At 35.6% G+C, this 12,282-nt stretch carries 14 protein-coding genes; 12 read left to right on the top strand and 2 right to left on the bottom strand.

All coding sequences use genetic code 11. The annotated features are described in order from the left end of the window. Nucleotides 1–93: 93 nt before the first annotated feature. Nucleotides 94–1,014 (top strand): 2,4-dihydroxyhept-2-ene-1,7-dioic acid aldolase, encoded by a 921-nt coding sequence (gene hpaI, locus SPD89_RS07330; RefSeq protein WP_336261307.1) that lies wholly within the window; start codon nt 94–96, stop codon nt 1,012–1,014. 43 nt (nt 1,015–1,057) lie between these two features. Further along, nucleotides 1,058–2,551 carry a 5-carboxymethyl-2-hydroxymuconate semialdehyde dehydrogenase gene (hpaE, locus tag SPD89_RS07325; protein WP_336261306.1) on the top strand — a complete coding sequence of 498 codons (1,494 nt, stop codon included), beginning with the start codon at nt 1,058–1,060 and terminating at the stop codon, nt 2,549–2,551. A gap of 237 nt (nt 2,552–2,788) precedes the next feature. Here the strand turns inward: hpaE and SPD89_RS07320 are convergent, their stop codons facing one another. Continuing rightward, a complete protein-coding gene (locus SPD89_RS07320; RefSeq protein WP_336261305.1) occupies nt 2,789–4,186 on the bottom strand; it encodes an NAD-dependent succinate-semialdehyde dehydrogenase in 1,398 nt (465 codons plus the stop codon). A 316-nt stretch (nt 4,187–4,502) separates the two neighbouring features. Here SPD89_RS07320 and SPD89_RS07315 point away from each other — a divergent pair, with 316 nt between their 5' ends. The 3 genes from SPD89_RS07315 (at nt 4,503) to SPD89_RS07305 (ending at nt 5,936) form a co-directional block, all read left to right on the top strand. Beyond that, nucleotides 4,503–4,718 (top strand): hypothetical protein, encoded by a 216-nt coding sequence (locus tag SPD89_RS07315; RefSeq protein WP_336261304.1) that lies wholly within the window; start codon nt 4,503–4,505, stop codon nt 4,716–4,718. Beyond that, the gene (locus SPD89_RS07310) at nt 4,702–4,932 is read left to right on the top strand and encodes a hypothetical protein (protein WP_336261303.1); all 231 of its coding nucleotides are present in this window, start codon (nt 4,702–4,704) and stop codon (nt 4,930–4,932) included. The genes SPD89_RS07315 and SPD89_RS07310 overlap by 17 nt, the downstream gene beginning before the upstream one ends. Nucleotides 4,933–5,087: 155 nt before the next feature. Further along, nucleotides 5,088–5,936, top strand: coding sequence for an MBL fold metallo-hydrolase (locus tag SPD89_RS07305; RefSeq protein WP_336261302.1), 849 nt, complete (start codon nt 5,088–5,090; stop codon nt 5,934–5,936). Nucleotides 5,937–6,050: 114 nt separating this feature from the next. Here the strand turns inward: SPD89_RS07305 and SPD89_RS07300 are convergent, their stop codons facing one another. Then, nucleotides 6,051–6,674 (bottom strand): DUF3298 and DUF4163 domain-containing protein, encoded by a 624-nt coding sequence (locus SPD89_RS07300; RefSeq protein WP_336261301.1) that lies wholly within the window; start codon nt 6,672–6,674, stop codon nt 6,051–6,053. A 125-nt stretch (nt 6,675–6,799) separates the two neighbouring features. Here SPD89_RS07300 and SPD89_RS07295 point away from each other — a divergent pair, with 125 nt between their 5' ends. The 7 genes from SPD89_RS07295 (at nt 6,800) to SPD89_RS07265 (ending at nt 12,269) form a co-directional block, all read left to right on the top strand. Beyond that, nucleotides 6,800–7,159, top strand: a complete 360-nt coding sequence (locus tag SPD89_RS07295) for a hypothetical protein (protein WP_336261300.1) — start codon at nt 6,800–6,802, stop codon at nt 7,157–7,159. A gap of 44 nt (nt 7,160–7,203) precedes the next feature. Then, complete coding sequence (locus SPD89_RS07290) at nt 7,204–8,448, top strand: GTPase family protein (RefSeq protein ID WP_336261299.1); 1,245 nt, start codon at nt 7,204–7,206, stop codon at nt 8,446–8,448. Nucleotides 8,449–8,694: 246 nt separating this feature from the next. Continuing rightward, a complete protein-coding gene (locus SPD89_RS07285) occupies nt 8,695–9,798 on the top strand; it encodes a M24 family metallopeptidase (RefSeq protein WP_336261298.1) in 1,104 nt (367 codons plus the stop codon). A 16-nt stretch (nt 9,799–9,814) separates the two neighbouring features. Continuing rightward, nucleotides 9,815–10,144 (top strand): chaperone CsaA, encoded by a 330-nt coding sequence (gene csaA, locus SPD89_RS07280; protein WP_336261297.1) that lies wholly within the window; start codon nt 9,815–9,817, stop codon nt 10,142–10,144. Between the two features lie 84 nt (nt 10,145–10,228). Further along, a complete protein-coding gene (locus SPD89_RS07275) occupies nt 10,229–10,507 on the top strand; it encodes a GNAT family N-acetyltransferase (RefSeq protein ID WP_336261296.1) in 279 nt (92 codons plus the stop codon). Between the two features lie 356 nt (nt 10,508–10,863). Beyond that, the gene (locus tag SPD89_RS07270; protein ID WP_336261295.1) at nt 10,864–11,511 is read left to right on the top strand and encodes a hypothetical protein; all 648 of its coding nucleotides are present in this window, start codon (nt 10,864–10,866) and stop codon (nt 11,509–11,511) included. Further along, entirely contained in the window at nt 11,511–12,269 is a 759-nt protein-coding gene (locus SPD89_RS07265; protein WP_336261294.1) for a cytochrome c biogenesis CcdA family protein, read from the top strand. Before SPD89_RS07270 ends, SPD89_RS07265 begins: the two co-directional genes overlap by 1 nt. Nucleotides 12,270–12,282 lie beyond the last annotated feature (13 nt).

The raw sequence follows: 12,282 nt of genomic DNA, 5'->3' as shown, positions 1-12,282 counted from the left end.
GTTGAAATCATATATTATTTAGTATATTATTTATATAACAAATTGTTTAAGGAAGTTTTATAGAGAATATAAATAGAATAGGAGAAGATATGTATGAGTATTTATGATGAAGAAAAAAAGAAATTAAGAGGTTCTATCTGTCCGGTAATCACACCATTCAAAGAAGATGGATCTATCGATGAAGAAACATTTAAAAATTTAGTAGATTGGCAGATTGAAAGTGGAAGCCACGGTATTTCTGTTACAGGAACGAGTGGGGAACCAAGTTCTTTAACTGTCGCTGAACGAAAAAGAGTAATGGCTCTTGCAAAAGAAGCGATTGATGGTCGAGTATTTTTTGCACCTGGAACTGGATCAACGAACCATGATGAGACGATGGAGTTGACAAAGTATGCAGAGGAAATCGGTGTAGATGCAGCAATGGTTATTGTTCCTTACTACAATAAACCGAACCAAGAAGCGTTATATCAACATTTTAAAACAGTTGCTGATTCGGTTGAAATTCCAATTATCATCTACAATATTCCTGGTCGTACTGCTGTAAATATGGAAGTAGAAACAATGGCACGTCTTGTTAAAGATTGCCCGAATATCATTGGTGCTAAGGAATCGAATAAAGACTTCGAACATGTAAACAGAGTGTTATTAAATTGTGGCCGTGATTTTCTATTATATTCAGGAATTGAGTTGTTATGCTACCCAATGCTTGCAATCGGTGGAGCAGGTTTTATCAGTGCAACTGCAAACGTTGAACCGAAAAAAGTGGCTGAACTATATAATGCGTGGGATGCGGGGAATGTGGCTAAAGCACAAGATCTCCACTTTGAATTAATGCCTTTAAATGATGTTCTATTTAAAGATACGAATCCGACGGTTGCTAAAGCTGCACTTGGTATGATGGGGAAAATTACTCCAAAACTTCGTTTACCGCTCGGATTGCCATCTGAAGAGTTACAAGAGGAAGTACGTGAAACATTAGTAAATATGGATATTCTTGATAAACAATCAGTTTAATAAAATGCGAAATAACTTTAGAATAAAGGATAGGTGAGCAAAAATGGCTACTACTTTACAACATATTACACAACCTGATATATCGCTTTATATTAATGGCGAATTTGTTCAAAGTGAAGCAGGTGAAACATTCGAAAATTTCAACCCTTTTACTAATGAAAAAATTAATGTCGTTCAAGAAGGAAGAAAAGAAGACATTGACAAAGCAGTTGCAGCAGCAAGAGAAGCATTCGACAATGGTCCTTGGAGAACGATGAAATTAAAAGAGAGAATGGCTTATATTTATAAAATTGCAGATTTAATTGATGAAGAAGTGGAAAATATCGCTTACTTAGAATCATTAGATACAGGTTTACCTATCAAACAGACCCGTAATATGGTTAGTAGAGCTTCTGAGAATTTCCGCTTTTATGCAAGAATGGTAGAAAGCCGTCTTGTAGGCGATGCGTATCAAGTTGATGATCAGTTTATCAACTATACGATTAATGTTCCTGCAGGAGTTGCGGGACTAATTACACCTTGGAACGCTCCGTTTATGCTCGAAACGTGGAAAGTTGCTCCAGCACTAGCCACCGGAAATACTGTTGTTTTAAAACCGGCTGAGTTCTCTCCTTTATCTGCAAACTTGCTTGCACAAGTTATTGATAAAGCTGATCTTCCAAAGGGAGTATTTAACGTAGTTCACGGTTACGGTGAAACAGCAGGCGATGCTTTAGTAAAACATCCTGATGTACAACTTATCTCCTTTACTGGAGAGACAACGACAGGTTCCACAATTATTAAAAACGCAGCCGATACATTAAAGGAGACATCCATGGAGCTTGGTGGTAAATCGCCAATTATCGTATTTGATGATGCAAACTTTGACAGAGCATTAGATGCCTGCATATGGGGAATTTTCTCTTTTAATGGTGAAAGATGTACAGCAAACTCTCGTCTTTTCTTACAGGAAGGAATTAAAGACAGATTTATTGAAGCATTAAAAAAACGTGTTCAAAACGTTAAAATTGGAGATCCATTAGACAAAACAACGGAAGTAGGCCCACTCATTCATACAGAGCATTATAATAAGGTAGTAAGTTATTTACAGATTGCAAAAGATGAAGGTGCGGAAGTAATTACCCGGGAAATACCTGACGAGTTTAAACGTGGGAATTTTGTTGCACCAACGATGATTATTAATGTAGAAAACAGTATGCGTGTAGCACAGGAAGAAATCTTTGGGCCGGTATTAACCGTAATGACGTTCAAAGATGAAGCGGAAGCGATTAAGCTAGCGAATGATATTGATTATGGTCTTGCAGGATATGTATGGACAAATGATATGAAGCGCGGTCACCGTGTTGCACATCAAATTGAAGCTGGAATGCTTTGGGTAAATGCACAAAATGTTCGTGATTTACGTACACCATTTGGAGGATCAAAATCATCTGGTATTGGACGTGAAGGTGGACATTATGGATTTGATTTCTACACAGAGAAAAGAATCATCCATGTTGCAATTGGAGAAAACCCAATTCCACAGTTTGGAAAGTAATACAGCAATAAAGTCCTCTAGTCGTAGTTTGATTAGAGGACTTTATTTTTCAGGACAATTTCAGCGAATTTTCGAAGGGATTCAGCGGAACTACAAATATATCAGCGATAACGCGTTAAATTCATCGCAACTTAATATAATTCAGCGATATTACAATATATTCAGCGTTCGCAGATTTTTTGGATAGATTGAATGCAAAAAGAACCCCGAAAGCAAGTTTCGGGATTCTTTACCATATTAGTCAATCAAATTGCCGATTGATAAATATTTTGTTTCTAGATATGGTTCAATTCCTTCCGTACCACCTTCACGACCTAGTCCACTTTCTTTCATTCCACCAAATGGGATGTGGGCTGCTGAAGGTGCACCATCATTCCAGCCGATGATTCCATAATCAAGGTTATCAAATAAATAGTTTCCAATTCTGTAATCGTTTGTAAAGAAGTAAGCTGCAAGCCCATATGGAGTATTGTTGGCAATCTTTATTGCTTCATCAAGTTCACTAAACGTAGTGATTGGAGCAACAGGACCAAACGTTTCTTCGTGCATAATTTCCATTTTGTCTGTTACGTCTGTAAGAATCGTTGGATAAACGAAGAAGCATTTTTTATTCTCGTCAACATCATACTCTGCACCAGCCAATACCTGTGCACCTTTGGTTACGGCGTCTTCGATTTGATGAACTATTTTTTCATAACTGCCTTCGTTAATTACTGGACCGACATCGGTATTTTCGTCTAAGCCATTACCAACGACAAGTTGTTTTGTCTTTTCAGCAAGTTTAGTAGAAAATTCATCAACAATGGATTCGTGAACAATAATTCTATTGGCACAGACACAAGTTTGTCCAGCGTTACGGAATTTCGTTATAATCGTTTGTTCAACTGCTTTATCTATATCAGCGTCTTTTGCAACGATAACTGGTGCATGACCACCAAGTTCCATCGTAACACTTTTCACCGTGTCGGCACTTGCTTTAATTAGAGCCTTTCCAACGGGAGTAGAACCGGTAAATGTTAATTTTTTTACTAATGGACTATCTGTAAACACTTTCCCAACGATACGGCCTTTTCCATTTACACATTGTATCACGTCTGTAGGGATGCCTGCTTCATGTGCTAATTCAGTAAGTCGAATTGTTGTTAACGGTGTTTCTTCGGCAGGTTTTACAATAAAGGTACATCCTGCAGCAAGTGCAGGGGCTGCTTTACGTGTCATCATCGCTGCCGGAAAATTCCATGGTGTAATAGCTGCGACTAGTCCAATTGGATGTTTGCTTACTAGAAGGCGCTTTCCATCAACATGAGCGGGAACTGTACGACCGTATAGCCGTTTTGCTTCTTCAGCATACCAGTCAATATAGCTCGTTGCATAGTCAACTTCGCCAATCGATTCTGCAAGTGGTTTTCCGTTTTCTTTTGTCATAACCGTTGCAATTTCTAATTTATTTTTTTGAATTAATTGAGACCATTTTTCTAGTAGTCGACTACGTTCATGGGCATTTGTCTTTTTCCAAGATTGAAATGCTTCATGACCTGTTTGAAGCGCCTTATTAATCTCTTCTTCACTGTTTCGTGTAATTGTTGCTAAAGTTTCTCCAGTTGCAGGATTATTAACTGTAAATGTGTTAGACATGATTTATACCCCTTTATGTAAAATGATAAAAATTCCACTATTTAAATGTACTCTATTTTAGTATGTATTATAATAAACGGAAAGAAAAGTACCAGTTTTTAAGGAATTTAGGGACCAGACATCTATTGTTATTTGAAATTTGATTGTTTTGAACAACATTCTCCAATTTCCACTCCTTCTGAAAAAGGATTAGATTTGGAATATGCTATACAATGGAAAGGTTTCGGTAAGCCCCAAATTGAGTCGATTCCAAATAATAAATGAATCAGGGGATATCAAGCTCGAGTAACTAAATGAGAGCACCTTCATTAAAAAAATGTCTGAAAATAACAATATTATGACGGAAGATGTAGTAAAAAGAAATTATCTCCAAGCTTCCGATTATGAAGTTAATGATTTTTCTATTCGACTTGTCTTTCAAATAGATGATCACCATAAAGAAAACTTGGCTTCGGATCAAACATTAAATATTCAATATAAAACTTTCGGAATAAGAAAGGAGCAGCAGATAAAAGTTGAAAGAAGTTCCTAGAAATAGCAGCGTATTACATTATAAATATTTACCAGACTCAACAAATGATGAAGCAAATAGAGTTGCTCAAAAAGTTATTAATTCATTACAAGAAACATTAACAATCGAAAAAGAAATAAGTACATTATCGGTCTCTATTAGTGTTGGAATCGCTTTATCACAAGCAGACGACAGCCAGGATTCTTTATTTAAAATAGCTGATATCGCTATATGAATTAAAAGAAAAGGGAAAAAATCAATATCAACTATATGAAAGTGGATCAGTGCCTAATATTCCTTTTGTTAAACAAATATATACTCCGTTCATTTAGTCATAATTCTTCCAATTCGTGAAAGAATAATAACCAATTGATGAAGGGAGTTTTCCAGATGGACAAGAATATGAACTATGGTGAAGATTATAAATATATACCTGCCACTTCTATAGCAAGTGGAACAGGAATTGAAGTTCTGCCAGATTTATACCAATTTACAGTGCAGATCGTGAATATTGTGATGGTTGGTGATCCAAAAAAAGACGAGCATTTTGTCTTGATTGATGCAGGAATGCCGAAATCTGTAAGCATGATTCAAAGGGCGATTGAGGATCGATTTGGTGTGGATAGTCAACCGAAAGCAATCATTTTAACGCATGGACACTTTGACCATGTAGGTGCTTTAATTGAATTAGTTGAACGATGGAATGTACCCGTCTATGCCCATGAACTGGAAATTCCTTATTTAACGGGACAGAAACAGTATCCTGAACCTGATGCCACAGTAGAAGGAGGATTAGTTTCGAAAATGTCTCCGATATTTCCAAACGATCCAATTAATTTAGGAGATAATGTAAATGTTTTGCCCGCAGATGGTACTGTTCCTGAATTACCGGAATTTAAATGGATTCATACACCGGGACATTCACCAGGTCAAGTCGCACTTTTTAGAGAAAAAGACCGAGCATTAATAGCAGCAGACACATTTGTTACAGTGAAGCAAGAGTACTTATATCGAGTCATGACCCAAGAGAAGGAAATTAGTGGCCCTCCTAGATATTTGACAACAGATTGGAAAGCGGCAAAGGAATCGGTTGAAAAATTAGCCCAATTTCACCCTTCAGTAGCCGTTACAGGGCATGGATTGCCGATGACCGAGGAAGAGTTAACGAAGAACTTGGAGAAATTGGTTCAGAACTTCGATGATATAGCAAAACCGGATTATGGAAAACATTTGCACTAGTAAAGAAAGCTGCCCAGATTGTTGGGCAGCTCTTTAAATGGAACTGGTTAACTAGTAACAGTCACTTAGTCTGAAAGGGATTACGTAAAACTCTTTATGCGGATGATATATTTATTAACTGTTTGTTGCCATTCTTCCTAATGGACCATTTTCTCTAATAATGTTTTTAAGCTCATAAACCGAGATTGGGAACATTGGAAAACCGTACACGTAAGCTGTTAGTTCATATAGTTGAAAATAGAGAACAAGTGATTTGTCGGCAATATAGAAGTCTTGATTAGGGCTAATCTGAGTAAAAGGCTCTAACAAAGTAATATTTCGCTCATGAATTTGTTCTTTTACTTTAATCGATAAAACTTCAACATAATCACTACCGGCTATAAATAAATCTGCAAGCTGAAATACTTCCCCTGTCTCAACATCAATCGTTAGAGATTTCATAAGCGTTAAGCCGTGTGCAGCTTGATAGAAAATGGCATAATTTGAAAAATTAATGCTAAGAATATTTCTCTCGTTTGTTTTTATCTCATAAGTCCCAAGCATTTCAACAAACTCAGTAGTATTTTGTGTTCTGTATTGTTCCTCAATAAGCATATTTACAATAGTTAATATTTCCTGATTTATTTTCTGTTCTACTAATTGATTTTGCAATCCATAAACGAATGGATAATAAATTTTCTTTTCTTGTTGTTGAAAACGTTTTGTGCCTAGCAAAATAGGAAATGCAACAGTATTCATGTTATCAATCCTTCAATAAGTTTTTTGTATATTCTATTCAAAAATTGTGTGAATGTCCTTAAATAGGTTGGAAAAATGTTCAAATCAGATACAATATATGTAAAAGAGTAAATGAGGGATTTAATTTGAAGCTTAAAATAGTTTTAAGTTCATTAGGAATTGTGTTTTTATTAGCAGCCTGCACTCAATCTCAAGTCAATAATCAGGATAATGATTTAGATGAGTCAACTTTTGAAGCTCAAATACTCGAAGTTCATGAAAAATATTTAATGGTAACTCCAAATGATGGAGAAGCGGAACTCAGCTCTGCAGACCAGATTTCAGTATCTACTATAGAAGCGAGTTTAATGGACAAAGAGGGAAATACAATTTCTATGAATGACTTTGAAGAAGGAATGCAAGTTGAAATTATGTATGATGGAATGCTTGCTGAAAGTTATCCGGCACAAATATTAAACTGTTATGAAATCCGAATGGTAGAATAGATAGTTTAGATAGTAAAAAACTGGTTAAAAAGGATTGAACATCAATGAAGGATAATAAAAATAATATATATCAACAAATGGAAGAATTATTTCGATTTATATTAAATAATGTAGATCGCTCTAAAGTGTCATCTAAAAATAAAGCACAAATCAAGGAGGAGATTATTGGATTGCAGTCCTTCGTTGTAGGTGCAAGACCAGCTCGTATTGCAATCGTTGGAAGAAGAGGAGCCGGAAAATCGAGTTTAATCAATGCCATTTTTGGAGAGGAAAAAGCGGAAGTTGGTGACTATAAATCTCAAACGGGCAGTGGTAAATGGTATTTATTTGAAAATAAACTAGGCGGAATTGATATATTAGATACCCGGGGTCTAGGAGAATCTCATAGGCCTGAAGAAGCTTCTAGATCGGAAACCCCTATTGAAGAAGTAAAACAATCAATTAAAAATAAGTGTCCAGATGTTATTTTATTTTTGTGCAAAGGAAAAGAAGTAGGGTCTCGAATTGACGAAGATTTACATCAGCTCTTACAATTAAAACGTGATATTTATGAGATGCATACATATGAAGTTCCTATCGTTGGGATCGTTACTCAAGTAGATGAATTAGCACCTGTTTCAGACAGTGAACCTCCTTTTAAACATCCAAAAAAACAGGAAAATATTTCAGCCACGGTAGACTTACTCGGGGAAAAAATTAAAGAAATAATTGCAACACCAGTTATTGTTATCCCGATCAGCGCTTATGTGGAATATGAAAATGGAAAGATCATCTATGATCGTCGCTGGAATATTGATGTGTTACTCGATTATTTAATTACAGAACTTCCAAGAGAAGCACAAGTAATTTTAGCTAAAATATCAAAAGTAAAATCAGTTCAAAAAAAACTAGCTCGTAATATTGGTAAAAGTGTGATGACAGTTACCGGATTGGTCGGAGCAACACCTGTTCCAATTGCAGATATGCCTATTATTACCGGTCTTCAATTATCGATGATCGGAACAATTGCAATGATTAGTGGAAAAAAACTAAATCGAAAAACGATTATCCAATTTGTCGGCGCTATGGGGGTAAACGTTGGAGTAGGAGTCGCTTTGAGAGAAATTTCAAGACATTTGGTGAAAGTGTTTCCCGGTGCAGGCAGTATTATCTCTGCTTCCATTGCAAGCGCAGGAACATACGCGTTATGTGAAGCAGCAATTGCCTATTTCATTGACAGTAAATCGGAAGAAGAAGCGAAAAAAATCTTTGAAGAGCAATTGGAGAAAGAACGGGAGAAAAATAATTAGTAGCAATAATGGTTCATGGTGTAATAAATTATGAGAACGTTTTCTAAAACAGGACAGTACACTGATATGTGCCCGTCATGAATAGATTTCCGTATTAAAGGTCACATAAAGAATAGTTATGTACCCATCATGAATGAATTCCCGATTTAACGGGTAAATAACAGCGAATTGAAAAAATGTACCCAGTGTACATCTTGTAATTTAGATTTAGTAATCTAATAACAAAGAAAAAGAGGGGATGTTATTATGTATAAAACGAGACAGAAAAGATTAATAAATTATATCCGCAACGATTTAAAAGTGGATAGTGCACTAATTTTATCACCGATTAATATTTATTATTATACAGGTTTTCATTCAGATCCACATGAGCGATTTTTTGTTCTTTTTGTGAATGCAAAAACGGAAAAAACAATCTTATTTCTTCCGGCGCTTGATGAAGATGCGGCAAAGGAATTAGCAAAAGTGGATGAACTCATATCAGTTACAGATACCGAAAATGGTTACGAAAAATTTGTACAAACAATTGGACAATCTATTACATCCTTTGCTTTTGAAAAAAATTATGTGACTGTCGCTCAATATGAGCAGTTTGCTATACATTATCCAGATGCTCAATTTAAAAATCTTGAGTCGTTTATTAACTCGGAGCGATTGAAAAAGTCTCAAGAGGAAATTGAAAATGTCAAAAAGGCGGTTCACATTACCGAAAAAGGTTTAGTGAATACGTTAGAAAAAATCCAGGAAGGCATGACTGAATTACAAATTAAAGCAGAATTAGAATACCAATTAATGTTACTTGGACCTGATGGAATCGCATTCGAAACAATTGTGTTAAGTGGCGAAAATTCAGCCTTTCCCCATGGAGTTTCTGGAAACCGCAAGATTCAACGGGGAGATTTTTTACTTTTTGACTTTGGAGTAACGGTAAATGGCTATCATTCTGATCTAACAAGAACTTTTATCGTGGGTGAAGGGTCACAAGAGCAAATAGACATATATAATACAGTTTGTCGAGCGAATGAATTAGCAATTAAGTCGGTTAAAGCTGGGGAGCCTCTAAAAGTAATTGACCTAGCGGCGAGAAATTACATAACTCGAAAACATTATGGAGCGTATTTCACGCATCGAATTGGTCATGGACTCGGACTGGAAGTGCATGAATCACCATCCGTACATAAAGAAAATGAAGATAAGATTGAAGCCGGGCTCTTGTTTACAATAGAACCGGGAATTTATATACCAACAGTTGGAGGTGTACGTATTGAAGATAACATATACGTCAATGATGATGGAGAAGTGGAAGTATTAAGTTCATTTAGAAAAGCATTAACGTATATTTCAGTATAAATGTGGAGGTAATAAAATGATAGAGTTTAGTGATTTTCAAAAAGTAGATATGCGAATTGGCACAGTTATAAAAGCAGAAGATTTTCCAGAAGCGAGGAAGCCGGCAATCAAGCTTGAAATTGACTTTGGTGAGTTAGGAGTCAAACAATCTTCTGCACAATTAACGAAGCGATATGAACCCGAGCAATTAATTGGACGTCAAGTTGTGGCGGTAGTGAATTTTCCACCGATGCGGATTGCCGGATATAAATCGGAAGTATTGGTTCTAGGTGGAATGCCAAGCGAAGGAGATGTTATTTTATTATCTCCCGATGATACGGTCGAAAATGGAACTAAGATTGGTTAATGACTGATAATTAAGAATCTATAATCAAATTCTTTTTCAAGTGATAATCTTTTGTGGTACGATGAAAAAATAGGAGGGGATAGAATGGCAACAATAAAAAAAGGTGATCATAAATTTTACGTTGGTGAAAATGAGCAGAAACCACTGGCAGAGATTACATTTAAAACAAAAGATGATCATACAATTATAGCGGATCATACGTATGTATCGGATGAACTTCGTGGGCAAGGAATGGCAGGTAAGTTATTGGAAGTGCTTATAGACTATGCTCGGGAGGAAAATAAAAAAATTGTCCCTGTCTGTTCTTATGTCCAAAGTAAGATGGAAAAAACCCCCGAGTATCATGATTTTATTTCTGAATAATATAACTGAAGTTCCCTAGTGAATAATAGATTTGCTGGGGTATTTTTATGCTTTTTAAAGAACTTTCCCTCTATACATCTAGTTTTTATCCAGAATTCCCGGATTGCGGAATGAGAAACTTCGAAACCCCACGTAAATACCGGAAAGTTTCATCGTCACAAATTTCTATAATGTAACGATGGATTATGAACAAATTTAAGTCAAGACCTTGATATTACAGCATTTTCAAATTGACCTCGTTATAAATTCCGGGAACCTAGGTTTTATATGACAATATTGTGTCATGAGTTCATTTTCATCAAATTTTCATATTAGTACTTTATAATGTAGGAAGAGCTTAATTTGGAGGAACAGGAATGCCATCAACTACAATGATGATGTCGATAGGGATATTAGTTATTAGCTTTATATTAGGCATCCTATTTTATCTTTTAATAACAAATGAAGATAAGGAAAGGAAAAAGAAGCATGCAGAAAATATATTATCGCTATTAATTAATTTTATCCTTTATATTTGGATCGGAAAAGTAGTCATACATATGAACTTATTCGTGCAAGATCCTTTAGCGGTTTTAGCATATCCAAGTGATTCTAGAGCTTTTTATATTGCATCTGTATTAATCATGGTCAATATTTATTATCTAACAACAAAAAAAGGACTAGATGCTCGCCACTTGTTTAACACGTTTGTACCAGTATTCATTGCGACATCCTTTATATTTGAATTTACTCAGCTTGTCATTTATAAACATGACAATTTATTGCCGATATTATTTCTTTGGATGCTCCTATTAATAGGCTATGTTTTCGTGTATGGTAAATGGGCGAACACTCTAGTGAATGTTATTTTTGCTACAGCTTCATTGATCATTTTATTTATATTGACCTTGCTAAAAGATACGGTGACTTTTTTTGGCTACATGATTTCTCCATTTTATTTTATAAGTTTATTGATTCTAGTTTTTATTATCATTGTGTATAGTAATAGAAGGAAGGTGTCTTAATGGGCGGTATTGAAACAGATACACTTTTAATAGTCGGTATGTTGTTAGCCCTAGGAGCAGGTGCATTGTCTTTTTTATCTCCTTGTGTATTGCCGATATTTCCGGCATACTTGTCATATATTACTGGAATTAGTGTAAAAGAATTACAAGGAGCTCAAGATAGGAGAATGCGAAGTGCTTTATTAACCCATTCTCTATTTTTTTTAGCCGGTGTTTCGCTCGTTTTTATTAGTTTAGGTGTAGGAGCTTCCTTTTTGGGGCAATGGATTCAACATTTGTTATCAGGTGATTCAGGTCTATTCATCCAACGAATAGCTGGAATATTTATTATTGTGATGGGGCTGTTTGTAGCCGGTTGGATCAATATCAATTTTTTAATGAAAGAAAAACGAATGCAATACAAAAAAACAAATGTCAGTTATCTTGGTACATTTTTCGTAGGTACAGGATTTGCAGCGGGTTGGACCCCATGTATTGGACCAATTTTTGGATCAATCTTGCTACTAGCGGCTAGCAATCCTGGACAAGGCATTTTTTATACAATCTTGTATGTGATTGGATTTGCACTTCCTTTTTTATTGTTAAGTTTTTTTCTTGGTCGAACAAAATGGATTGTTCAAAAGAGCCAAGGTATTATGAGAGTTGGCGGAGTCATTATGATTGTAATGGGAATTGTGTTATTTACTGGTCTGATGCCACGTATTACAGAGTTTTTGCTTGATTTAGTAGATGGAACTTGGTTTTCAAGACTTGGTTAAATTGGAGGAATAC

It is taken from the genome of Pseudogracilibacillus sp. SO30301A (genome assembly GCF_037072025.1).
Lineage (GTDB): Bacteria > Bacillota > Bacilli > Bacillales > Amphibacillaceae > Pseudogracilibacillus.
The sequence above is the reverse complement of the archived record's forward strand: the minus strand, read 5'-3'. Positions and strand labels throughout refer to the sequence as shown.